We start from the raw sequence: 22517 nt of genomic DNA, 5'->3' as shown, positions 1-22517 counted from the left end.
GCAGGCGGTGGAGGACAACAGGGGGGCGTCCCGGCCGATGGCACGACCGGGGGCGCGTTAAATCAGGCTTTTTCCGGCGGGAAAATTAAATTCAGAACAATCGCCGTGATACCGCCGGCGGCGATGCCGGAGGAGAGCAGATTCTTCAGCCAGTCCGGCGCGAACTGCAGGATCAACGGCTGTTGCGACACGCCGAGGCCCACCGCCAGCGACAGGGCGATAATCAGGATCGCCCGGCGATTCAGCGGCTCGCGGGAGACGATGCGCACGCCGGACGCGGCGATGGTGCCGAACATCACCAGCGTGGCGCCGCCGAGCACCGGCTCAGGGATATGCTGTACGAAACCGCTCACCGCCGGGAACAGCCCGAGGACGATCAGCATCAGCGCTACCACAAAGCCGACGTAGCGGCTGGCGACGCCGGTCAGCTGGATCACGCCGTTGTTCTGGCCGAAGCAGGAGTTCGGGAAGGTGTTGAAGACCGCGGAAACAAAGGAGTTGAGGCCGTTAGCCAACACGCCGCCTTTCAGGCGTTTCATATACAGCGGACCGGAGACCGGCTGCTCGGAGACATCGGAGGTGGCGGTGATATCGCCGATGGTTTCCAGGGAGGTGATCATAAACACCAGCATCAGCGGCAGCAGCAGGCTCCAGTCGATGCCGAGGCCATAGTACAGCGGCGTCGGAACGGTGATGAGGCTGCTGTTGGTCGGGGCGGTGTTGGCCGGCAGCATATCGAGGAACCACGCCGCCAGATAGCCCGCCGCCATGGCAATCACCAGCGAAGCGATGCGCAAATAGGGATTACGCTGGCGGTTGAGAATGATGATCAGCGCCAGCACGATGCCCGCCAGCAGCAGGTTCTTCGGCGCGCCGAAGGTGTGGTCGGCCATCGCCGCGTAGCCGCCGCCGATGGAGGTCAATCCGACCTGAATCAGCGACAGGCCGATAATCATCACCACCACGCCGGAGACCAGCGGGGTAATGATGCGGCGCGCCAGATGCAGGACGCGGGAGAGAACCATTTCCGTGCAGCTGGCCAGCATCAGGGTGCCGAACAGGGCGGCCATCATTGTCGGGACGTCGGCGCCGCCGGTTTTCAGCGCGGTGCCGCCCATGATGAGCGGGGCGACAAAGTTGAAGCTGGTGCCCTGAATGGAGAGCAGTCCGGAACCGACCGGGCCCCAGGCTTTGATCTGAATAATGGAGGCCACGCCCGAGGCGAACAGCGACATGCTGATGATATGTTGGGTATCTTGCGCCGGGAGACCGAGAGCCTGGCAGATTAACAGCGCCGGGGTGATCACCGCGACAAACATCGCCAGCAGGTGCTGGAAGGCGGCGAACAGGGTTTGCGGTAGCGGTGGGCGATCTTCGAGGTGGTAGATTAATTCGCTGGCTGGTTTATGCGCAACCGGTTGCGCATTTTCTGACTCTGCGGTGTTAACGGACATCACAAGCAATCCCAAGGTGGCAAAGCGGGAATTTTATCGGACTGTAGACCAAAAGCAAACGTTTGCCAGCGTTTGCCCATAAAAATTTATGCCGTGAATATGCGCAACGAGATAATTAACATTTTGTATGCTAAATCGCATCATTCAGGATACAAAATATGTTTTTCTGTCATTTTTTCCGCCGTTCTGCGTAAAATCCCCCTCTGACTCCTCATGATGAGAAGCTAAAGACACCAGGAATATCGTCGCGTGTGAATGGATCATGCGCCATAAGGAGCTTTTTATGTTTCATCTCGATACCTTATCGACGCTCGTTGCCGCAACGCTTGTGCTGTTACTCGGCAGAAAACTCGTCCAAACCGTTCCCCTCCTCAAGCAATACACCATTCCTGAACCTGTTGCCGGCGGTCTGCTGGTGGCGCTGGCGCTGCTGGTGCTGAAAAAAAGTATGGATATCGAAATTGATTTCGATATGAGCCTCAAAGATCCGCTGATGCTGGCGTTCTTCGCCACCATCGGGCTTAACGCCAACCTCGCCAGCCTGCGGGCGGGCGGCAAGGTGCTGGGTACCTTTCTGATTGTGGTGGTTGGTCTGCTGCTGCTGCAGAACGCCCTCGGTATCGGTATGGCGAAGCTGCTGGGGCTGGATCCGCTGATGGGTCTGCTGGCCGGCACTATCACCCTTTCCGGCGGCCACGGCACCGGCGCGGCGTGGAGCAAGCTGTTCATTGAGCGCTATGGTTTTGCCAATGCCACGGAGGTGGCGATGGCCTGCGCGACCTTCGGCCTGGTGCTCGGCGGTCTGATCGGCGGCCCGGTGGCGCGTTACCTGGTGAAGCACTCTTCCTCTCCTGACGGGACGCCGGACGATCAGGTGGCGCCGACCGCCTTTGAAAAGCCGGACGTGGGGCGTGTCATCACGTCGCTGGTGCTGATCGAGAGTATCGCCCTGATCGCCATCTGTCTGACGCTGGGCAAGGTGGTTGCGCAACTGCTGGCGGGCAGCGTCTTTGAGCTGCCGACCTTCGTCTGCGTGCTGTTTATCGGCGTGATCCTTAGCAACAGCCTGGCGCTGGCGGGGTTGTATCGGGTGTTCGATCGCGCGGTGTCGGTGCTGGGCAACGTCAGCCTGTCGCTGTTCCTCGCCATGGCGCTGATGAGCCTCAAACTGTGGGAGTTGGCCTCCCTGGCGCTGCCGATGATTATTATCCTGGCGGTCCAGGCGTTGGCGATGGCGCTGTATGCGGTGTTCGTCACCTACCGGATGATGGGCAAAAACTACGATGCCGCGGTGCTGGCGGCGGGCCACTGTGGGTTTGGTCTGGGGGCAACGCCGACGGCGATTGCCAATATGCAGGCGATTACCGACCGTTTTGGCCCGTCGCACATGGCCTTCCTGGTGGTGCCGATGGTGGGGGCGTTCTTTATCGATATCGTCAACGCGCTGGTGATTAAGCTGTTTCTGCTGCTGCCGGTGTTTGGCTGATAAAAACCCGGAGGCGGTGCGCTACCTGATTATGCGGTCTGCGGGCTGTGTAGCCCGGGTAAGGCGTTTACGCCGCAACCCGGGGATACCCCGGGATTTATGCGTTGGCGCGGCTTCTCCCCGGCTCGCGCTGCGCTTAGCCGGGCTACGGGGTGTGCGGCCTGCTGGTTGTATCCCGGCCAAGGCGTTTACGCCGCCAGCCGGGAATACCTCAACAATCTTACGCTTCGTCGTGCTCTTCCCACGCCAGGGCGCGTTTCACTGCTTTCTTCCAGCCGCTGTAGCGATAGTTGCGCTCGGTGGTTTCAATGCCCGGGCGGAATTCGCGCTCAATCACCGCTTTCTCCTGCAGCTCATCAAGGTTCTGCCAGAAGCCGACCGCCAGCCCGGCCAGATAGGCGGCGCCCAGGGCTGTGACTTCGCGCACTTCCGGACGCTCCACACGGGTGCCGAGGATATCGGACTGGAACTGCATCAGGAAGTTGTTGGCCACTGCGCCGCCGTCCACGCGCAGGGCGTGCAGACGGATACCGGAGTCAGCCTGCATTGCTTCCAGCACGTCGCGGGTCTGATAGGCGATGGACTCCAGCGTCGCACGGATAATGTGGTTCGAGTTCACGCCGCGGGTGAGGCCGAAAATCGCGCCGCGGGCATACGGGTCCCAGTAAGGCGCGCCAAGACCGGTGAACGCGGGCACGACATACACGCCGTTGGTGTCCTTCACTTTGGTGGCGAAGTACTCGGAGTCGAACGCATCGCTGATGAGCTTCATCTCGTCGCGCAGCCACTGAATGGAGGCGCCAGCCATAAACACCGCCCCTTCCAGAGCGTAGTTCACCTCGCCGCGCGGACCGCAGGCGATGGTGGTCAGCAAACCGTGAGTGGAGGTCACCGCTTTTTCGCCGGTGTTCATCAGCATAAAGCAGCCGGTGCCATAGGTATTTTTCGCCATCCCTTCCTTGACGCACAGCTGGCCGAACAGGGCCGCCTGCTGGTCACCGGCGATCCCGGCGATAGGAATACGGGTCCCGCCTTTACCACCGATGTTGGTCTGGCCGTACACTTCGGACGACTTGCGCACTTCCGGCAGCATGGCGCGCGGAATATCCAGCGCGTCGAGCATCTTGTCGTCCCAGTCCAGGTCGTGGATGTTGAACAGCATGGTGCGCGAGGCGTTGGTGTAGTCGGTGACGTGCACGCGACCCTGGGTCATCTTCCAGATAAGCCAGGTGTCCACGGTGCCAAACAGCAGCTCACCGCGCTTCGCACGCTCACGGGAACCTTCGACATGGTCGAGGATCCATTTCACCTTGGTGCCGGAGAAGTAGGGGTCCACCACCAGGCCAGTGGCCTTGCGGATATACTCCTCCATCCCGTCACGCTTGAGCTGCTCGCAGATCTCTGCGGTGCGGCGGCACTGCCAGACGATGGCGTTATAGATCGGTTTGCCGGTCTCACGCTCCCACACCACCACGGTCTCACGCTGGTTGGTGATACCGATGGCCGCGATCTGATCGGAGTTGATATCCGCTTTGGCCAGCGCTTCGACCAGCGTCGAGCTTTGGGACGCCCAGATTTCCATCGGGTCGTGTTCGACCCAGCCTGGCTTAGGATAAATTTGTTCGAATTCTCGCTGGGAGACGCTGACGATATTGGCATCATGATCCATCACAACGGCCCGGGAGCTGGTAGTGCCCTGGTCAAGCGCAACGATATATTTTTTGTCGGTCATAGTCGGTGTCCCGTAGTCAGATTACAGCGAAGCTTTATGTTGAGTGGTGGAAGAGGAGGGGCTCTGTTGCTCTTCGTCCACGCAGGTGTCGCAAGGCAGGTGGCGGCCAATCAGCTTACGATAGCTGAACGCGCCCAGCGCCGCGCCGACCACCGGTGCGCACAGCGGCACCAGGAAATAAGGTATATCTTTGCCGCCGGTGAAGGCGACATCACCCCAGCCGGCCAGCCAGGCGAAGGCTTTCGGGCCGATATCACGCGCCGGGTTCATGGCGAAGCCGGTCAGCGGGCCCATGGAGGCGCCAATCACCGCGATCAGCAGGCCGATCAGCAGCGGCGCCAGCGGGCCGCGCGGCACGCCGTTGCCATCGTCGGTCAGCGCCAGGATGACGCCCATCAGGATAGCGGTAATCACCATCTCTACCGCGAAGGCCTGCACAAAATTGATATGCGGGTTCGGGTAAGTGGAGAAGATGCCAGCCAGATCAAGGCTTTCCACGCTGCCGCGTACCATATGGTGGGTGGTTTCATAATCGAGGAAAAGATTGTAATAAAGCCCGTAAACTAATGCCGCAGCGCAAAAGGCGCCAGCGAATTGCGAAATAATAAAAGGAACCACTTTGCGGCCATCGAAGCAGGCGAACAGCCAGAGCGCGATGGTCACCGCAGGGTTAAGGTGCGCACCGGATACTCCGGCGGTCAGGTAGATCGCCATGGCGACGCCCAGACCCCAGATGATGCTGATTTCCCATTGTCCGAAGCTGGCTCCCGCGACCTTGAGCGCAGCCACGCACCCAACGCCGAAAAAGATCAACAACCCGGTACCGAGGAACTCTGCGATGCACTGGCCTTTTAAGGTTGATGTTTGGCTCATAATCGAATCCTGAAGCGTGGTGATGATTATTGTATGTAGGGTGGTCACAGACGACCATATTGCCATGTAGGCATAGTGTTAATTTATCGTTAACGAGCAAAAACGAGAAATATCGAACTTCAAATGTGTGTACCACGTCAAGAAAATGAGCGTTTTCGCGCCATTCGCGCGCATTGAGCGCGCTGCCGGAGCGTTTCACCTCGCATTTTGTTAACCATAAAATTAACAATGGCTCATGAAGTACGAGCGAACTGCGCTGAAAGTACCAGGTAAAGACTGAAAAGTGTTGCAAACCGCAATCTGCGCGGCTTGCCGCTGGACAGGGGAGGCGGGGATTCATACAATCGACGATAACACCGCTATGTGCGCTAATTTTCGTTAAGGCGGGACCGCGTATACGAAACACCAGTTTCTATCAACGCCTTGCAAGTTCAGGAGAGGTATGACGATGTCATTAGAAGTGTTTGAGAAATTAGAATCTAAGGTTCAGCAGGCGATTGATACCATCACTCTGTTGCAGATGGAAATCGAAGAGCTGAAAGAAAAGAACAACACCCTGGCGCAGGAAGTTCAGAGCGCGCAGCATGGTCGTGAAGAGCTGGAGCGCGAAAACAGCCAGCTGAAAGAGCAGCAGCAGGGCTGGCAGGAGCGTCTGCAGGCGCTGCTGGGCCGCATGGAAGAAGTCTAATCGCTTCGCGCCCTCTCCCGCCAGGGAGGGGGTGATCCTTATCCCTTCCTTTATACTCGCAAGTTATAGCCAATCTTTTTTTATTCTTTAATCATTGAATCGCTTTCTGGCACGCTTAGCCCATCACAACACGACATAAAGAGAGCGGTGCGATGAATAAGTGGGGCGTAGGGTTAACTCTGTTGCTGGCATCCGCCAGCGTTCTGGCAAAAGACATTCAGCTATTAAACGTATCTTATGATCCAACGCGCGAGCTGTACGAACAGTACAACAAAGCGTTCAGCGCGCACTGGAAGCAGGAGACCGGCGACAACGTGGTGATCCGCCAGTCGCACGGCGGCTCCGGCAAGCAGGCGACCTCGGTGATTAACGGTATTGAAGCGGATGTGGTTACGCTGGCGCTGGCCTACGACGTCGACGCGATCGCCGAGCGCGGCCGTATCGATAAAAACTGGCTGAAGCGCCTGCCGGATAACTCCGCGCCCTATACTTCCACCATCGTGTTCCTCGTCCGTAAGGGCAATCCGAAACAGATCCATGACTGGAACGACCTGATCAAACCGGGCGTGTCGGTCATTACCCCGAACCCGAAAAGCTCCGGCGGCGCTCGCTGGAACTACCTGGCGGCCTGGGGCTATGCCCTGCATCAGAACCATGGCGACCAGGCGAAAGCCCAGGAGTTCGTCAAGGCGCTGTATAAAAACGTGGAAGTGCTGGACTCCGGCGCGCGCGGTTCGACCAATACCTTCGTAGAACGCGGGATCGGCGATGTGCTGATCGCCTGGGAAAACGAAGCGCTGCTGGCGACCAACGAACTGGGCAAAGACAAGTTTGAAATCGTGACTCCGAGTGAGTCGATTCTGGCTGAGCCAACCGTTTCGGTGGTCGATAAAGTCGTGGATAAGAAAGGCACCCGCCAGGTGGCGGAAGCGTACCTGAAGTATCTCTACTCGCCGGAAGGCCAGGAGATTGCGGCGAAGAACTTCTACCGTCCGCGCGATCCGAACGTGGCGAAGAAATATGCTAATGAATTCCCGAAACTGAAGCTGTTCACCATCGATCAGGAGTTCGGCGGCTGGACGAAAGCGCAGAAAGCGCACTTCTCCAACGGCGGCACCTTCGACCAGATTAGCCAGCGTTAAACCTCTCCAGCCCCGCTCCGGCGGGGCTTGCTGCCATCGCCCTGCGGCGGCTGTGCTTGCGCGGGCCTACAGGCCGCCAGCGTAGCCCGGGCAACGCGCCAGACGCCATCCGGAAAAGCGCCCCGCCCGTCATCTGTTTTCATTTAGTCATCAAATTACGTTACTCTTCCGCTTCAGGCTTAACAGGGAATGAAAATGAGAAGAGTAAGATACTTTTTGCTGGCGCTGCTGGTGGCGATCCTCGCGGCGCTGGCCGGCGGCTACTACTGGCTGCACTCTGGCAACCCGGACGCGTTGCGCAAGATTGTTCTGCAGCAGTGCGTTCCCCATCAGCAACAGCAGCAAAACCCGTCGCCGTGCGCCGAAGTGAACCTCAAGGGCGGCTATGTGCTGTTTAAAGACCGTAACGGCCCGCTGCAGTATTTGCTGATGCCGACCTACCGCATTAACGGCACCGAAAGCCCGCTGCTGTTGGATCCGCTGACGCCCAACTTCTTCTGGCAGGCCTGGCAGGGGCGTGAAATCATGAGCCAGCGCCACGGCGCGCCGGTTCCGGATAACGCGGTATCGCTGGCAATCAACTCGCGCAGCGGACGCACGCAAAACCATTTCCATATTCATATCTCTTGCCTGCGCCCCGATGTGCGCGCGCAGTTAGATAAGGATGCGGCGGCGATCAGCAGCCGCTGGCTGCCGCTACCGGGTGGGCTTGAGGGCCATGAATACCTGGCGCGCCGGGTGACGGAGGCGGAGCTGGCCCAGCGCAGCCCATTCCTGATGCTGGCGGAAGAGGTGCCGGAGGCGCGTCAGCATATGGGACGCTTCGCGCTGGCGATGGCCCAGCAGAGCGACGGCTCGCTGGTGCTGCTGGCGACGGAGCGTAACCTGCTCTCCCTGAACCGGGCCTCGGCGGAAGAGATTCAGGATCATCGCTGCGCCATCCTTAACGCAAACCACTAGTTCTGGCGTTTACCTGTCTTACCTGTCGTCGTATTCTTGCTGAAAAAAACGACAGGAGACAGGCATGTCGCTCTGGCTTACCCACCCGCTGTTCCTCCCTTCACTGATTGTCGGCGTCACCATTGTGCTCTGGGCGACGTCGCTGCTGCCGGAGTTTATCACCGCGCTGCTGTTTTTCGCTGCGGCGATGATGGCGAAAATCGCCCCGCCGGAGGTGATCTTTGGCGGCTTTGCCTCCTCGGCCTTCTGGCTGGTGTTCAGCGGCTTTGTGCTCGGCATCGCGATCCGTAAAACCGGGCTGGCGGACCGGGCGGCGCAGGCGTTGTCGGCGCGGCTAACCGACTCCTGGCCGCGGATGGTCGCCAGCGTGGTACTCCTGAGCTACGCCCTGGCGTTCGTGATGCCTTCCAACATGGGGCGCATCGCGCTGCTGATGCCGATCGTGGCGGCGATGGCCCGCCGGGCGGGCATTGCCGACGGTAGCCGCGGCTGGTTCGGCCTGGCGCTGGCGGTGGGATTCGGCACCTTTCAGCTGTCGGCGACCATTCTGCCCGCCAACGTGCCGAATCTGGTGATGAGCGGCGCGGCGGAAGGCTCGTACGGTATCCACCTGAATTATGTCCCCTATTTACTGCTGCATACGCCGGTGCTTGGCTGGCTGAAAGGGGCGGCGCTGGTGGCGCTAATCTGCTGGCTGTTTCCTGGTAAGCCGCATCCGCCGCGCGACCTGGCGCCGCTGCCGGCGATGAGCCGCGACGAGAAGCGTCTGGCGTGGCTGCTGGCGGTGGTCCTCACGCTGTGGGTGACCGAGAGCTGGCACGGCGTTGGCCCAGCGTGGACCGGCCTGGCGGCGGCGGTGGTAACGCTGCTGCCGCGGGTGGGCTTTATCAGCGGCGAGGAGTTTGCCAGCGGCGTGAATATGCGCACCTGCATCTACGTCGCCGGGATTCTGGGGCTGGCGATCACCGTCACCCAAACCGGGATTGGCGGCGTGGTGGGCAATGCGCTGCTGGAAGTGATGCCCCTGGATAAAGACAATCCTTTCACCAGCTTTCTCGCTCTGACCGGGATAACCAGCGCGCTGAACTTTATTATGACCGCCAACGGCGTGCCGGCGCTCTACACCACCTTTGCCCAGAGCTTTGCCGACGCCACCGGCTTCCCGTTGCTGAGCGTAATTATGATTCAGGTGCTGGGCTATTCCACGCCGCTGCTGCCGTATCAGGCGTCGCCGATCGTGGTCGCGATGGGGTTAGGCAAGGTCCCGGCGAGGGCGGGGATGCTGCTGTGTCTGGCGCTGGCGGCGGTGAGCTATTTGATTTTGCTGCCGCTGGACTACGCCTGGTATCAGCTGTTGGGGAAACTGTAGCGGCAAAAAAAGCCCGGCTTGCGCTGTGCGAAGCCGGGCTTCAGAGAGTTATTAGTCATCCCGGTCGCGTGTCGCCGCCGGGAAAAGCGGATTAGGCTTTTTTCGCCGCTTCTGCCGCTTTCACGATCACCGCGAAAGCGTCTGCTTTCAGGGAAGCGCCACCAACCAGCGCGCCGTCGATGTCCGGCTGGGTGAACAGCTCTGCTGCGTTGCCAGCGTTAACGGAACCGCCGTACTGGATGATCACTTGCTCAGCGATTTTGGCGTCAGCTTTAGCAATGTGGTCACGGATGAATTTGTGCACCGCCTGAGCCTGAGCCGGGGTCGCGGATTTGCCGGTACCGATAGCCCATACGGGTTCGTAAGCGATAACCACGCCTTCGAAAGCGGCAGCGCCCTGCGTTTTCAGTACCGCGTCGATCTGACGCGCGCAAACTTCTTCCGTTTTGCCCGCTTCGTTTTCCGCTTCGGTTTCACCGATGCACAGTACCGGAGTCAGACCCTGCTCTTTCAGCACGGCGAATTTCTTCGCGATCAGCTCGTCGGATTCTTTGTGGTAGGTACGACGCTCGGAGTGGCCGATGATGATGTACTGCGCGCCGATATCTTTCAGCATTTCGGCGGAGGTTTCACCGGTGAAAGCGCCGGACAGGTTCACGTCAACGTTCTGCGCGCCCAGGTGGATGTGGCTGCCTTCTGCCGCACGCTTAGCCAGGTCCAGATACATTTCCGGCGGGGCGATGGCAACTGCACAGCCGCTTACGCCAGCCAGCTCGGTACGCAGGTTCGCAACCAGTTCGTTTACCATGTGGCGGCTGCCGTTCAGTTTCCAGTTACCCATCACTAAAGGATGTCGCATTTTAATTCTCCACGCTACTTAAGCGAATTAAGGAATATAGCCGCCCCAGAGGGCAGCATGGTCTGTGAAACAGTATAGAGACTCGTCACTGGAAAGGCTTTGCTTTTTGTCATTTATTGTTACCTTCCAGCGTTTCAGATAGCGCCAGCTTAATCGGTTCAATAGCGAAGGTCAGACCCTTTTCGCCATGATCTGCCACCACATAGCGCACGGCGCCCTCGGTGTCGGCGAAGTAGCGTTTGCCTTTGCCGGCGGTCAGGAGTTTCTGCAGTTTTTGCTGGCTCTGCGCCGGGCTAAGGGTGGGCACGAAGGCGCGGATCATGGCGCTCATATACTCCAGCGCTTTGGCCTTCGCCGCTTTTTGCTCCGGCCCCTGGATCGGTAGCCAGGTGATCTGCATGGATTTGATCTTCAGCGTGCCGCGCTCCAGCGCGGTGGAGGCATAGAGATTTTCGTTTATCTTGCTGGCGGCGCGGGTCAGGTTAGCCCGATCGCGGCTGGTTGATATGGAACGGAATTCATTCAGAGGCAGCTTCGGGTTATCGGCGTTAAATTTTTCCCGGAACTGGCTGATCGACAGGTCAAAGCTCGGCGCGCCGGCGAGCAGGTAGGGGGCAGCGGTCGTCGATTCGCTTTCTGCGGACAACGCGTGCGGGCCGACGGCAAGGCCCATCAGCCCACTGAAACACAAGATTGTCCACTTCTTCATGCCCGTCGTTCCTTTTTTTGCCTGCTGACGATTAAATCGGGAAGCGCGGCGCTTGTCAAAAAGTCACGACGCCAGGGTAAACTACGCAGACGATGATGATAAGGAAAAACGCATGACCCTACAGCAGTGGTTATTCTCAATTAAAGGGCGCATTGGCCGCCGCGATTTCTGGATCTGGATTGCCATCTGGCTGGTGACCATGAGCGCTCTGTTCACCCTGGCAGGCAGCAATCTGCTTAATCTGCAGACGGCGGCGTTTATTATCGTCTGCCTGCTGTGGCCGACGGCGGCGGTGGTGGTGAAGCGACTGCACGATCGCGGCAAATCCGGACTGTGGGCGCTGCTGATGATTTTGGCGTGGATGCTGCTGGCGGGGAACTGGGCGATGCTGCCGCAGGTCTGGCAGTGGGGCGTCGGGCGCTTTGTGCCGACGCTGATTATCGTCATGATGCTGATCGACCTGGGGGCGTTTGTCGGCACCCAGGGCGAGAATAAGTTCGGCAAGGAGACCCAGGACGTGCGCTGGAAAGCGGACGCCTGATTACCAGTAATGCTCCGCCGTCATGTGGCCCGGCCGGCGACGCAGATGTTTGGTCATCTGCCGGGTCTCTTTTAACAGCTGTTGGGTATCGCGCACCATCTGCGGGTTGCCGCACAGCATCACATGGCTGGTGTCGTTGGTCATCGGCAGGCCGACCGCCTCCTCCAGCGCCCCGGTTTCAATCAGGAACGGCACCCGGCCGGTCAGCGAGCCTGCCACGGTTTCGCGACTGACCACCGTCTGGATGCGTAATTTGCCGGCGTAGCGCTGCTCAAGCTCGCGCATCAGCGGCAGATAGCTCAGGTCCGCGGCGTAGCGCACGGCATGGACCAGCACCAGATGGTTAAAACGCTCAAGATCTTTGCCTTCCTGGAGAATCGACAGGTAAGGCCCAAGCGCGGTGCCGGTCGCCAGCATCCACAGGGTATCGCAATCCGGTACTTCCTCGAGGACGAAGAAGCCAGCCGCTTCGCTCACCACCTGGACCTCATCGCCCGGCTTCAGCGCCGCCAGACGCGGGCTCAGCTTGCCTTCTGGGACGGTGACCAGATAGAACTCGAGATCGGGATTGCCGGGAGCGTTGACGTAGGAGTAGGCGCGCTGCACGCGTTCGCCGTCGATTTCCAGCCCGAGCTTGGTAAATTGCCCGGCGGTAAACGGCTGAACCGGCGCCCGCACGTATAAACTGAACAAGGCGTCCGTCCAGTACTCCACTTTTGTCACTTTGCCGCTAACCCAGTCCGCCATCGTCTTCTCCTGTTGCCAAGCGATGCTTTATCTTCGGCCCAGACGGGCAAGATTTCCACCCCGCAGGCGCAAGAAAGCTCTATTGATCAAATATAAACGAAGAACAGGACAACCGCCCGCGGACGGTTGCCTGGAGGAGAGAAAGCGGTATTACAGGATGTGCTGCTGGACGTCCGGATCTTTACGGTCGAGGTAATGAATCGACTGGATCCGACGGATGGTGCGCGACTTGCCGCGGATCAGCAGCGTCTCGGTGGTGGCCATATTGCCCTTACGGGTGATGCCGTCCAGCAGATCGCCTTTGGTGATGCCGGTGGCGGAGAAGACGACGTTATCGCTGCGCGCCATTTCATCAAGGCGCAGCACTTTACCCGCTTCGATGCCCATGGTTTTGCAGCGCGCCAGCTCGTTTTCACCGATGCGACGATTCTCTTCGCTGTCGCCCTTCACGTGGTGACGAGCCAGCAGGCGGCCCTGCATATCGCCGTCGAGCGCGCGGATCACCGCGGCGGAAACCACCCCTTCCGGCGCGCCGCCGATGCCGTACAGCACGTCGACTTCGCTATCCGGCATGCAGGTGAGAATGGAGGCCGCGACGTCGCCATCGGGAATGGCGAACACGCGCACGCCCAGCTGCTGCAGCTGAGCAATCACCGCGTCGTGGCGCGGTTTCGCCAGCACGGTGACGGTCAGCTCGCCCAGCGGCTTGTTCAGCGCGCGGGCGATATTGCGCAGGTTCTCTTCCAGCGGCAGACTGAGGTCGATAGCGCCTTTAGCGCCCGGGCCGACAATCAGCTTTTCCATATACATATCCGGCGCGTTGAGGAAGCAGCCTTTATCGCCGACCGCCATCACCGCCAGGGCGTTAGCCTGGCCCATCGCCGTCATCCGGGTGCCTTCGATGGGATCGACGGCGATATCCACCGCATCGCCCTTGCCGGTGCCCACTTTTTCGCCGATATAGAGCATCGGCGCTTCATCGATTTCGCCCTCGCCAATGACGATGGTGCCGTCGATATTGACGAGGTTAAGCATAATGCGCATGGCGTTCACTGCGGCGCCGTCGGCGGAGTTTTTATCGCCGCGGCCCAGCCATTTATAGCCCGCCAGCGCGGCGGCTTCGGTGACACGCGAAAATTCGATGGCCAGTTCTCGTTTCATAATCCACTCATTGTGTAGAAAAATTGCCCGCAGCGCGGCAAAAGCGCGCTACGCGTTGGAATAGCGTTCGGTTTCCGGCATCCAGCGCTCGATCAGCGCCTGGGCCTGCAGCGGATAGCGTTCATGAATGTGGCGCGCAATGCGCTGAACGTCGGGGATCATCGCCTGATCGCGCAGTAAATCCGCCACTTTAAACTCGGCGTTGCCGGTCTGGCGGGTGCCGAGCAGCTCGCCGGGACCGCGAATTTCAAGGTCTTTCTGGGCGATGACGAAACCGTCGTTGCTGTCGCGTAGCACCTGCAGACGCTTCTGCGCCGTTTTAGAGAGCGGCGATTTATAGAGTAGCACGCAGTGGGAAGCGACCGCGCCGCGCCCGACGCGCCCTCTGAGCTGGTGCAGCTGCGCCAGACCCAGACGTTCCGGGTTTTCGATAATCATCAGGCTCGAGTTCGGCACGTCGACACCGACTTCAATGACCGTCGTGGCTACCAGCAAGTGCATTTCGCCCTGCTTGAAAGCCTGCATCACCGCCTGCTTTTCCGCCGGTTTCATCCGCCCGTGCACCAGACCGATATTCAACTCCGGCAGCGCCAGCTTGAGCTCCTCCCAGGTGGCTTCCGCCGCCTGGGCCTCCAGCAGATCGGACTCTTCGATGAGGGTACAGACCCAATAGGCCTGGCGGCCTTCGTGGGTGCAGGCGTTGCGCACGCGGTCGATAATATCGCTGCGCCGGGTGTCCGGGATAGCGACGGTGGTCACCGGGGTTCGGCCCGGCGGCAGCTCGTCGATAACCGAGGTATCGAGGTCGGCGTAGGCGGTCATCGCCAGGGTGCGCGGGATCGGCGTGGCGGTCATGATCAGCTGATGCGGATGAAAACCCTGCTGCTGACCTTTCTCCCACAGCGCCAGCCGCTGGTGTACGCCGAAGCGGTGCTGTTCGTCGATAATCACCAGCGCCAGGCCATTAAACTGCACCTGTTCCTGGAAGATGGCGTGGGTGCCGACAATCATCTGCACCTCGCCGCTGGCGATCGCGTCCTGCTGCGCCTGGCGGGCTTTGCCTTTCTGTTTGCCCGCCAGCCAGCCGACTTCAATGCCCAGCGGTGCAAACCAGCTGCGGAAGTTATTAGCGTGCTGCTCGGCGAGCAGTTCGGTGGGCGCCATCAGCGCCACCTGTTTGCCGTGGGCGATAGCGCGCAACGCGGCCAGGGCGGCGACCAGCGTTTTACCGGAGCCGACGTCGCCCTGCACCAGGCGCATCATTGGCACGTCCAGCGCCATATCGCGCTCGATCTCGGCGGTGACCCGCGCCTGCGCGCCGGTGGGCTTAAAGGGCAGGGAGGCCAGCAGCTGATTTTTCAGGGTATCGTTGGCGCCGAGCGGCAGGGCGTGATAGCGCTGGGCGCCTGCCCGCAGCGCCAGCATGCTGAGGTTGTGCGCCAGCAGCTCTTCCAGAATCAGGCGCTGCTGCGCCGGGTGCTTGCCGCTTTCCAGCTCGCTAAGCAATAACGATGGCGGCGGACGATGCAGGGTGCGCAGCGCCTCCGGCAGGCTCATCATCCCCTGCGCCAGCTCCGGCGGCAGGAGTTCGCCGATAGCGCAGGTCTCCAGCAGTTCGAGCGCCTGATCGGTGAGCTTGCGCAGGGTCGCCTGCTTAATGCCCTCGGTAGTCGGATAGACCGGCGTTAGGGTCTCCTGCAGCTCCGGGGTGCTCATATCGCCCTGGACGCGATATTCCGGGTGGATCATTTCGGCGCCGTACTTCCCGCGTTTGGCTTCACCGTAGGCCAGCACGCGTCGACCGGTCGCGAGGCTGTTTTTCATCGCCGCGTTGAAGTTGAAAAAGCGCATGGTGAGGATGCCGGTGCCGTCGCTGATCTGGCAGGTCATCATTCGGCGGCCGCCGAAGGTGATATTGCTGTTGAGCACTTCGCCTTCCACGGTGGCATAAACGCCGGGAAGCAGATCGGCTATCGGATAAAGATGGGTGCGATCTTCGTAGCGCAAAGGCAGGTGCAGCAGCAGATCCTGTACCGTATGCAGGCCGATCTTCGCCAGCTTGCTGCTCTGCGCAGCCCCGACGCCGGTGAGTGAACTGAGCGGAACGGCATCTAACAGGCGGCCTGACATCGGGTTTACCTCGCAGCCTGCATGGTGGCCCACCACGCGGCATCGGCTTCCACTTCGCCCTGCTCGTTAACGTGGGGGTAAGGCAGCCCTTTTTGTCTCGCGACGCGGGCCAGCACCGGATAGCCGCCTTCAAACAGCAGACGCTGTTGCTCTTCCGGCGGCAGCATGCTGTTGGCGCGTTGGTACATCCCGGCATTCTGTCGCTGCCGCTGGGCTTCATACAGGATCAGCGCCGAGGCGACGGAGACGTTCAGCGACTGCACCATGCCGATCATCGGGATAATAATGTCCTGATCCGCCAGGGCCAGCGCTTCCTGAGTGATGCCGGTTTTCTCCTGACCCATCAGGATGCAGGTTGGGCGCGTATAGTCGATTTCACGGAAATCGATGGCTTTGTCGGAAAGATGGGTGGCGAGGATTTGCATACCCTGGCCTTTGAGGTGGCCGACGGCATCTGCGATGGTACGGTGGGTTTTCACCTGCACCCAGCTGTTGCTGCCCGCGGCGGCGGAGGCCATGGTGCGCATCCGGCTGCTCGGCCAGACCGCGTGCACCTCGTGTACGCCAACGGCGTCTGCGGTCCGGATGACCGCAGAGACGTTATGGGGCTTATGGACCTGCTCCATGCAGACCGTCAGGTCAGGCTGACGCCTGGCGAGCATCTCGCAGATACGCGCATAACGCTGTGAATTCATTACTCTTAATCCTTCGAATTACCTCTTTAGCCGCTGCGGATCACGCGGCCCATCCCTGGGCCTCGCCCCTGACGGGGGCGCTGCAGGCAGCGTTCAAATCTGCTCCCGGCAGATCTGTCATTCGCTTGCCGCTTTGATGCAATTCGAATGTTTTGTCTAAAAGCTAATTTCGGTTACGGGTGACTTTAATCACGTCCGGCATGACGCGTATTTTGCGCATGATATTCGCCAGATGCACGCGGTCGCGGGCGGTCAGGCGGATAAAGGCGCTGTATACGCGGCCATCTTTCTCTTCCGTATTCAGGCTCTGGATATTGGAAGAGGCGGTGTTGATCGCCGCCGTCAGGTTAGCCAGTGCGCCCTGGTGGTTAAACATATCCACCTTGATCTCCGTAATGAACTCCTGAGCGGTCTCTTTATCCCACTCAACCGCCATAAATTTCTCCGGCTCTTTCTGGTAGCCGCGGATGTTACGACAGGATTCATGATGGATAACCAGCCCTTTGCCGGGACTGACGTGGGCGATAATCGGGTCACCGGGGATCGGGCGACAGCACTTGGCGAAAGTGATCAGCACGCCATCGGCGCCTTTGATCGGCAGATGGCCGTGGTTTGAGGCATTGGCCGGCACCGGCGCCGCAGCGGCTTCGCCCTGCTGCAGGTTTTTCGCCACCACCACGCTCATGGCGTTGCCCAGACCGATCTCCGCCAGCAGATCGTCAAGCGAGGCCAGCTTCATCCGGTCGAGCTCGCGCTGGATATTCTCCGGCGGGATCTCGGCGAGTTTGCGGCTACCGCCCAGCGCGTGGTTGAGCAGGCGACGGCCAAGGCTGACCGAGTCATCGCGCTTGAGGTTTTTCAGCAGCTGACGGATCTTGGCGCGCGCCTTCGAGCTGACGACAAAGTTCAGCCAGGCGGCATTCGGACGTGCGCCCGGCGCGGTAATAATTTCGACAGTCTGACCGCTGGAGAGCGGCTGCGACAGCGGATAGGGCTGGCGGTCGACGCGCGCGCCGACGCAGGCATGGCCGATATCGGTATGCACCGCATAGGCGAAGTCCACCGGCGTGGCGCCAGCGGGCAGTTCGACAATGCGCCCTTCCGGGGTGAAAACGTAAATCTCATCGGGGAACAGATCGGATTTAACGCTCTCGATAAATTCAAACGAGCTGCCGGCGCTCTGCTGCAGCTCCAGCAGGCTCTGCATCCAGCGCTGGGCGCGGATTTGCGCGGTGGTGCTGCTTTCGCCGCCGTGCTCTTTATAAGCCCAGTGCGCCGCGACCCCCATCTCCGCCATCTGGTCCATGTCTTCGGTACGAATTTGTACCTCGACCGGGACGCCGTGGGGGCCGATCATCGAGGTGTGCAAAGACTGATAGCCGTTCGCTTTCGGAATAGCGATGTAATCTTTGAAACGACCTGGACGCGGTTTATAGAGGCTGTGCATCTGGCCAAGCACGCGGTAGCAGACATCGGCATCATGGACGATAACGCGGAAGGCGTAGATATCCATGATCGAGTGAAAACGCTGCTCTTTAAGCACCATTTTGCAGTAGATCGAGTACAGATGCTTTTCGCGACCGCTAACGCGGCAGGGGATCCCCGCTTCCTGCAAACGCCCTTCGATTTCCGAGAGAATCTTTTGGATCATCTCTTTACGGTTGCCGCGCGCCGCTTTGACCACCTCTTTAATGACGCGGTAGCGGTTCGGGTACAGCGCCTCAAAGCCCAGCTCTTCGAGCTCGGTTTTGATGTGATGGATACCTAAACGGTGCGCCAGAGGGCTGTAGATTTCCAGCGTTTCGCGGGCGATGCGGCGGCGTTTATCCGGGCGTAGCGAGCCCAGGGTACGCATGTTGTGGGTGCGGTCGGCAAGCTTGATGAGGATGACGCGGATGTCCTGCACCATCGCCATGATCATTTTGCGAAAGTTTTCGGCCTGTGCCTCTTTCTTATCGCGGAACTTGAGCTTATCAAGTTTCGATACCCCCTCTACCAGTTCGGCGACGCTTTTACCAAAAAGCTGTTCCATGTCCTGGTAGGTGGCGGGAGTATCTTCAATCACATCATGCAGCAGCGCGGCCATCAGCGTTTCGTAGTCGAGTTTCATCTCGGCCAGAATACAGGCTACCGCGACCGGGTGCGTGATATAAGGTTCACCGCTTGAACGTGTCTGACCCTCGTGAGCGTCACGTGCAACGAGATACGCCTGCCGCAGACGTTTGATCTGGTCTTCCGGCAGGTAGTTTTGAATCAGCTGATTCAGGCTTTCAAACAGATACAAGGGCGACCCGCTGTGTGATTAACGACGACCTTCAGCAATCGCGGTAACGGCTTGTAATTCAGCGGCTTCCTGCTCTTGCTGTTCCTGGCGCTCACGTACGTCGAGGATCTGGTTGTTGATCAGACCTTCTTCGATTTCGCGCAGTGCGATTACGGTGGTTTTATCGTTTTCTTCCGGTACCAGCGGATCCTTTCCGCCTACCTGCATCTGACGAGCGCGACGCGCGGCGACCAGTACCAGGTCAAAACGGTTACCAATTTTCTCTACAGCGTCCTGAACAGTTACGCGTGCCATACTTAAAATGCTCCACAGGTGAAGAAATGACTGGGCATGATACTGAATGTGGGTTCAGTCTGCCAATAGTTTGGTGATTAAAGCGCCATGTCGCTGCTTTTGGCGGCTCATGCGCAGACGTTCAGCGCGGATGATATTTTTCAGGTCGCTCAGGGCGGTGTCAAAATCATCGTTCACAATCAGGTAATCATATTCGGCGTAATGGCTCATTTCCGCAACGGCCTGGGCCATTCGCTTCGCGATCACCTCTTCGCTGTCCTGGCCGCGGCCGCGCAGGCGACGGTCCAGTTCATCTTTTGACGGCGGCAGAATAAAAATGCTGCGTGCGCCAGGCATGCTTTTACGGATCTGCTGCGCGCCCTGCCAGTCGATATCGAGGAAGACATCAACGCCGGTCGCCAGCACCTGCTCGATCGCTTTACGCGACGTGCCGTAATAGTTGCCAAAGACCTCTGCATGTTCCAGAAACGCGTTTTCGCCAATCATCGAGCGGAATTCGTCGTGATTCACGAAGAAATAATGTTCGCCGTGCACTTCACCCGGACGCGGCGCCCGCGTGGTATGGGAAACCGATACCTGGGTGTCATACAACGGTTGGGTTTTTAATAAAGCCTGAATCAGGCTGGATTTACCCGCGCCGCTAGGGGCGGAAACAATATAAAGCGTGCCTTGAGCCATGAGTGTCTTTTGTATGTGGTTATCGAAAGAGGTCCTACATACGAGCCTATTATACACGTCGCCGCGGCGTGACGCAGTCCTTGTCACACTTTTTGCCGCTGTTTCTTTCATTTTGCCTGCCGTTTTCCTGAATTCGCCAGCCGTTGCTGCAACGAGGTGTAAATCCTGGAAGGCGCTTCGCAGGGTGAAAAAGCGCCCGTCGCGGTTTCCGGCATTCTGCCGCAGACTCTCCGCCAGGTGATGAAGGAGGGGACAGCAATGCGTAAAGGAGGAGGGTGGCTGGCGATAGGGATGTTCTCCGCCAGCGCGCTGGCGACGTGTCCGGACTGGCCGCCGGCCAAAGGCAGACAGGAGATCGCACGTCTACATCAGCAGATTGACGCCTGGAACGAGGCTTACTGGCGACAGGGCGCCAGCGAGGTGAGCGATGACGTTTACGACCAGCTCACCCTGCGCCTGGCGCAGTGGCGGCAATGCTTTCCGGGCGCGACGCCGGAGGATGACGATCTGCCTCCGCCGACCGGCGATACGCGTCATCCGGTCGCCCATACTGGCGTGCGCAAGCTGGCGGATGGGGCCAGCGTGGCCCGCTGGATGAAAAATAAAGCCGACCTGTGGGTACAGCCTAAAGTGGACGGCGTGGCGGTCACCCTGGTCTATCGCCAGGGGCATCTGGTTCAGGCTATTAGCCGCGGGGATGGCCTGCGCGGTGAGTTGTGGACCGCCCGAGCGCGGCAGATCCCGGCGCTGGCGAAGCAGACGACCGGCGAACTGGCCAACAGCGTGCTGCAGGGGGAGCTATTTCTGCGTCGGGAGGGGCATATTCAGGAGCAGGCTGGCGGAATGAACGCGCGGGCGAAAGTCGCCGGGTTGATGATGCGGGCTGACGCGGCGGCGGCGCCGCTCAGCCAGCTGGACGTTTTTATCTGGGCCTGGCCAGACGGTCCCTCGGATATGCGCCGTCGGCAGCAGCTGCTGGCGCAGGCGGGGTTCGGCTACAGCGGACAATACACCCATTCGATAACGCGCGTTGAGCAGGTGGCGGAGTGGCGCCAGCGCTGGTATCGCTCGCCGCTCCCCTTCGTCAGCGATGGCGTGATTGTGCGTGAAGGACGCGAACCTTCGGGGCGCGTCTGGTCACCGGGAAGGGGCGAGTGGCTGGCAGCCTGGAAATATCCTCCGGCATCGCGGGTGATGGAGGTGCGGGCGATCCATTTCAGTACTGGCCGCAGCGGCAGACTCAACGTAGTGGCTGAGCTTGAGCCCCAGCGGCTGGATGACAAACGCGTGCAGCGGGTTAACGTTGGCTCTGTGAGCCGCTGGCAGGCGCTGGATATTGGGGTTGGCGATCAGCTGCAGATCAGTCTGGCTGGCCAGGGTATTCCACGGATCGACGCTGTTGTCTGGCGGACGGTCGAGCGCCATAAACCGACGCCGCCGGCGGCGAAATTCAATGCGCTAACCTGCTATTTCGCCACCCCCGAGTGCAGCGAACAGTTTCTTTCCCGGTTGGTCTGGTTGTCATCAAAGTCGGCGCTGGATATCGATGGCGTAGGGGAAAGCGTATGGCGCGTTATTCAGCAGCAGCACCCGATGGAGCATCTTTTTTCCTGGCTGGCGCTCACGCCGGAGCAGCTGCAGGCGATGCCGGGGATCTCGGCTGCCCGCGGGCAGCACCTCTGGCATCAGTTTGATCTTATTCGTAAACGGCCTTTTATACGCTGGGTGCTGGCGATGGGGATCCCGGTGCCCCAGGGGGCGCTGGCGCAGCCTGGCAGTGAAAACTGGCGCCTCCTCACGGCAAAGAGTGAAGCGCAATGGCGCACGCTGCCGGGCGTGGGGGCGATCAGAGCCCGACAGTTAGTGGCTTTCCTGCATGACCCTGACGTGGCGGCGCTGGCGCAATGGCTTAGCAGGCAGCGCATCCCCGGGTTTTAAGGCGGTTAGTGGGCGTCGTGGGTGTAGTGGAAGACCGGTAGCCCGAGCTTCCAGCGCAGCGCCAGCATGCGGGCGGTAAAGCCGAACAGCAGCGTGGCCAGGACCACCACATCGTGGCTGCTGACGTAGTGTTGCAGCGCTATATAGAGTACCGCTGCGGCAAACGAGATCCCGGCATACAGCTCTTTCTGGAAGACCAGCGGAATGCGCTTGCAGAACATATCGCGCAGTACGCCGCCGAAAACGCCGGTGATGACCGCAGCAATAGAGGCGATAACCGGGCCTTCGCCCATATCCAGGGCGATCTGCGCGCCGATGATGGAAAACACGATCAGCCCCAGCGCATCCAGCACCAGGAAAAGCCGGCGAAGGTGCGGCATTACCGGGGCGGCAATTGTGGTAAGGACGGCGGCGACGGCGACAATGATGACGTATTCCGGATGCTTCACCCAGCCGAGAGGATAGTGTCCCAGCAGGATATCGCGAACAGAACCCCCGCCCAGCGCGGTCGCGGTGGCGATAATAATGACGCCAAACGTATCCATCCGCCGACGACCGGCAGCCAGCGCTCCGGTCATGGCTTCCGCGGTGATACCGATTAAATACAGAACATGAAGCAGCATAGATCCCCCCAGACAGTGGCCGGCAGGTTAACGATTTGTGCGCAGGATCACGATTGATATTTTCTAAAGTGAAGTCGTTAGGCCAGTAAAAAGTAATGACAACATGGCTTAAATTGGCTTTATTTGGCGGTTAAGTATTATTTTTTGAATTTTT

The 22517-nt window shown here is 59.7% G+C and carries 20 protein-coding genes; 7 read left to right on the top strand and 13 right to left on the bottom strand.

The window, feature by feature from the left end; all coding sequences use genetic code 11:
* Window positions 1–62: 62 nt before the first annotated feature.
* Complete coding sequence (locus ACLH1U_RS18720; protein WP_411299395.1) at window positions 63–1454, bottom strand: nucleobase:cation symporter-2 family protein; 1392 nt, start codon at window positions 1452–1454, stop codon at window positions 63–65.
* A 283-nt stretch (window positions 1455–1737) separates the two neighbouring features.
* Between ACLH1U_RS18720 and gltS the strand changes: the two genes are divergently transcribed.
* Window positions 1738–2940 carry a sodium/glutamate symporter gene (gene gltS / locus ACLH1U_RS18715; protein ID WP_032454381.1) on the top strand — a complete coding sequence of 401 codons (1203 nt, stop codon included), beginning with the start codon at window positions 1738–1740 and terminating at the stop codon, window positions 2938–2940.
* 220 nt (window positions 2941–3160) lie between these two features.
* On the opposite strand, the gene glpK is transcribed toward gltS, so the two are convergent.
* Complete coding sequence (glpK, locus tag ACLH1U_RS18710) at window positions 3161–4672, bottom strand: glycerol kinase GlpK (RefSeq protein ID WP_004873089.1); 1512 nt, start codon at window positions 4670–4672, stop codon at window positions 3161–3163.
* A gap of 21 nt (window positions 4673–4693) precedes the next feature.
* Window positions 4694–5545 (bottom strand): MIP/aquaporin family protein, encoded by an 852-nt coding sequence (locus ACLH1U_RS18705; RefSeq protein ID WP_012967047.1) that lies wholly within the window; start codon window positions 5543–5545, stop codon window positions 4694–4696.
* Between the two features lie 442 nt (window positions 5546–5987).
* Here ACLH1U_RS18705 and zapB point away from each other — a divergent pair, with 442 nt between their 5' ends.
* The 4 genes from zapB to ACLH1U_RS18685 all read left to right on the top strand — a co-directional run bounded on the left by zapB (window position 5988) and on the right by ACLH1U_RS18685 (window position 9704).
* On the top strand, window positions 5988–6233 hold the full coding sequence (gene zapB / locus ACLH1U_RS18700) for a septal ring assembly protein ZapB (protein WP_086075620.1): 246 nt from the start codon (window positions 5988–5990) through the stop codon (window positions 6231–6233).
* A gap of 152 nt (window positions 6234–6385) precedes the next feature.
* Window positions 6386–7375 (top strand): sulfate ABC transporter substrate-binding protein, encoded by a 990-nt coding sequence (locus tag ACLH1U_RS18695; RefSeq protein ID WP_023291381.1) that lies wholly within the window; start codon window positions 6386–6388, stop codon window positions 7373–7375.
* Window positions 7376–7564: 189 nt separating this feature from the next.
* Window positions 7565–8335, top strand: a complete 771-nt coding sequence (locus ACLH1U_RS18690) for a CDP-diacylglycerol diphosphatase (protein ID WP_072199002.1) — start codon at window positions 7565–7567, stop codon at window positions 8333–8335.
* A 64-nt stretch (window positions 8336–8399) separates the two neighbouring features.
* Window positions 8400–9704 carry an SLC13 family permease gene (locus tag ACLH1U_RS18685; RefSeq protein ID WP_023291379.1) on the top strand — a complete coding sequence of 435 codons (1305 nt, stop codon included), beginning with the start codon at window positions 8400–8402 and terminating at the stop codon, window positions 9702–9704.
* A 91-nt stretch (window positions 9705–9795) separates the two neighbouring features.
* On the opposite strand, the gene tpiA is transcribed toward ACLH1U_RS18685, so the two are convergent.
* Window positions 9796–10563: a triose-phosphate isomerase gene (tpiA, locus tag ACLH1U_RS18680; RefSeq protein WP_002922909.1), complete on the bottom strand. Its 768-nt coding sequence runs from the start codon at window positions 10561–10563 to the stop codon at window positions 9796–9798.
* 109 nt (window positions 10564–10672) lie between these two features.
* Entirely contained in the window at window positions 10673–11272 is a 600-nt protein-coding gene (locus ACLH1U_RS18675; protein WP_023291378.1) for a YiiQ family protein, read from the bottom strand.
* Window positions 11273–11384: 112 nt separating this feature from the next.
* Between ACLH1U_RS18675 and ACLH1U_RS18670 the strand changes: the two genes are divergently transcribed.
* Window positions 11385–11813, top strand: a complete 429-nt coding sequence (locus ACLH1U_RS18670; RefSeq protein ID WP_004173894.1) for a DUF805 domain-containing protein — start codon at window positions 11385–11387, stop codon at window positions 11811–11813.
* Here the strand turns inward: ACLH1U_RS18670 and fpr are convergent, their stop codons facing one another.
* The 7 genes from fpr to gmk form a co-directional block, all read right to left on the bottom strand.
* Entirely contained in the window at window positions 11814–12560 is a 747-nt protein-coding gene (gene fpr / locus ACLH1U_RS18665) for a ferredoxin--NADP(+) reductase (protein WP_048298571.1), read from the bottom strand.
* A 150-nt stretch (window positions 12561–12710) separates the two neighbouring features.
* Entirely contained in the window at window positions 12711–13721 is a 1011-nt protein-coding gene (glpX, locus tag ACLH1U_RS18660; RefSeq protein ID WP_023291376.1) for a class II fructose-bisphosphatase, read from the bottom strand.
* A 48-nt stretch (window positions 13722–13769) separates the two neighbouring features.
* Entirely contained in the window at window positions 13770–15851 is a 2082-nt protein-coding gene (recG, locus tag ACLH1U_RS18655; RefSeq protein ID WP_023291375.1) for an ATP-dependent DNA helicase RecG, read from the bottom strand.
* 5 nt (window positions 15852–15856) lie between these two features.
* Complete coding sequence (trmH, locus tag ACLH1U_RS18650; RefSeq protein WP_017900060.1) at window positions 15857–16546, bottom strand: tRNA (guanosine(18)-2'-O)-methyltransferase TrmH; 690 nt, start codon at window positions 16544–16546, stop codon at window positions 15857–15859.
* Window positions 16547–16709: 163 nt separating this feature from the next.
* Complete coding sequence (spoT, locus tag ACLH1U_RS18645; protein WP_004205080.1) at window positions 16710–18830, bottom strand: bifunctional GTP diphosphokinase/guanosine-3',5'-bis pyrophosphate 3'-pyrophosphohydrolase; 2121 nt, start codon at window positions 18828–18830, stop codon at window positions 16710–16712.
* A gap of 18 nt (window positions 18831–18848) precedes the next feature.
* The gene (gene rpoZ, locus ACLH1U_RS18640) at window positions 18849–19124 is read right to left on the bottom strand and encodes a DNA-directed RNA polymerase subunit omega (RefSeq protein WP_000135058.1); all 276 of its coding nucleotides are present in this window, start codon (window positions 19122–19124) and stop codon (window positions 18849–18851) included.
* 54 nt (window positions 19125–19178) lie between these two features.
* On the bottom strand, window positions 19179–19802 hold the full coding sequence (gene gmk, locus ACLH1U_RS18635) for a guanylate kinase (RefSeq protein ID WP_002922664.1): 624 nt from the start codon (window positions 19800–19802) through the stop codon (window positions 19179–19181).
* Window positions 19803–20060: 258 nt separating this feature from the next.
* Between gmk and ligB the strand changes: the two genes are divergently transcribed.
* Window positions 20061–21740 carry an NAD-dependent DNA ligase LigB gene (gene ligB / locus ACLH1U_RS18630; protein WP_306764884.1) on the top strand — a complete coding sequence of 560 codons (1680 nt, stop codon included), beginning with the start codon at window positions 20061–20063 and terminating at the stop codon, window positions 21738–21740.
* A gap of 5 nt (window positions 21741–21745) precedes the next feature.
* On the opposite strand, the gene ACLH1U_RS18625 is transcribed toward ligB, so the two are convergent.
* Window positions 21746–22363 (bottom strand): trimeric intracellular cation channel family protein, encoded by a 618-nt coding sequence (locus ACLH1U_RS18625; protein WP_002922654.1) that lies wholly within the window; start codon window positions 22361–22363, stop codon window positions 21746–21748.
* Window positions 22364–22517 lie beyond the last annotated feature (154 nt).

Origin of the sequence: Klebsiella sp. 1SOBk5mer (genome assembly GCF_046603115.1) — a bacterium.
In the GTDB taxonomy this organism is placed as follows: Bacteria; Pseudomonadota; Gammaproteobacteria; order Enterobacterales; family Enterobacteriaceae; genus Klebsiella; species Klebsiella quasipneumoniae.
Note: the sequence above shows the minus strand (reverse complement) of the source record. Positions and strands in the feature narration are given on the sequence as shown.

Excerpts from the sequence above, each read along its gene's own strand:
- ACLH1U_RS18720 (WP_411299395.1), bottom strand. The coding sequence starts at position 1,454 with ATGTCCGTTAACACCGCAGAGTCAGAAAATGCGCAACCGGTTGCGCAT.
- gltS (WP_032454381.1), top strand. The coding sequence starts at position 1,738 with ATGTTTCATCTCGATACCTTATCGACGCTCGTTGCCGCAACGCTTGTG.
- glpK (WP_004873089.1), bottom strand. The coding sequence starts at position 4,672 with ATGACCGACAAAAAATATATCGTTGCGCTTGACCAGGGCACTACCAGC.
- ACLH1U_RS18705 (WP_012967047.1), bottom strand. The coding sequence starts at position 5,545 with ATGAGCCAAACATCAACCTTAAAAGGCCAGTGCATCGCAGAGTTCCTC.
- zapB (WP_086075620.1), top strand. The coding sequence starts at position 5,988 with ATGACGATGTCATTAGAAGTGTTTGAGAAATTAGAATCTAAGGTTCAG.
- ACLH1U_RS18695 (WP_023291381.1), top strand. The coding sequence starts at position 6,386 with ATGAATAAGTGGGGCGTAGGGTTAACTCTGTTGCTGGCATCCGCCAGC.
- ACLH1U_RS18690 (WP_072199002.1), top strand. The coding sequence starts at position 7,565 with ATGAAAATGAGAAGAGTAAGATACTTTTTGCTGGCGCTGCTGGTGGCG.
- ACLH1U_RS18685 (WP_023291379.1), top strand. The coding sequence starts at position 8,400 with ATGTCGCTCTGGCTTACCCACCCGCTGTTCCTCCCTTCACTGATTGTC.
- tpiA (WP_002922909.1), bottom strand. The coding sequence starts at position 10,563 with ATGCGACATCCTTTAGTGATGGGTAACTGGAAACTGAACGGCAGCCGC.
- ACLH1U_RS18675 (WP_023291378.1), bottom strand. The coding sequence starts at position 11,272 with ATGAAGAAGTGGACAATCTTGTGTTTCAGTGGGCTGATGGGCCTTGCC.
- ACLH1U_RS18670 (WP_004173894.1), top strand. The coding sequence starts at position 11,385 with ATGACCCTACAGCAGTGGTTATTCTCAATTAAAGGGCGCATTGGCCGC.
- fpr (WP_048298571.1), bottom strand. The coding sequence starts at position 12,560 with ATGGCGGACTGGGTTAGCGGCAAAGTGACAAAAGTGGAGTACTGGACG.
- glpX (WP_023291376.1), bottom strand. The coding sequence starts at position 13,721 with ATGAAACGAGAACTGGCCATCGAATTTTCGCGTGTCACCGAAGCCGCC.
- recG (WP_023291375.1), bottom strand. The coding sequence starts at position 15,851 with ATGTCAGGCCGCCTGTTAGATGCCGTTCCGCTCAGTTCACTCACCGGC.
- trmH (WP_017900060.1), bottom strand. The coding sequence starts at position 16,546 with ATGAATTCACAGCGTTATGCGCGTATCTGCGAGATGCTCGCCAGGCGT.
- rpoZ (WP_000135058.1), bottom strand. The coding sequence starts at position 19,124 with ATGGCACGCGTAACTGTTCAGGACGCTGTAGAGAAAATTGGTAACCGT.
- gmk (WP_002922664.1), bottom strand. The coding sequence starts at position 19,802 with ATGGCTCAAGGCACGCTTTATATTGTTTCCGCCCCTAGCGGCGCGGGT.
- ligB (WP_306764884.1), top strand. The coding sequence starts at position 20,061 with ATGCGTAAAGGAGGAGGGTGGCTGGCGATAGGGATGTTCTCCGCCAGC.
- ACLH1U_RS18625 (WP_002922654.1), bottom strand. The coding sequence starts at position 22,363 with ATGCTGCTTCATGTTCTGTATTTAATCGGTATCACCGCGGAAGCCATG.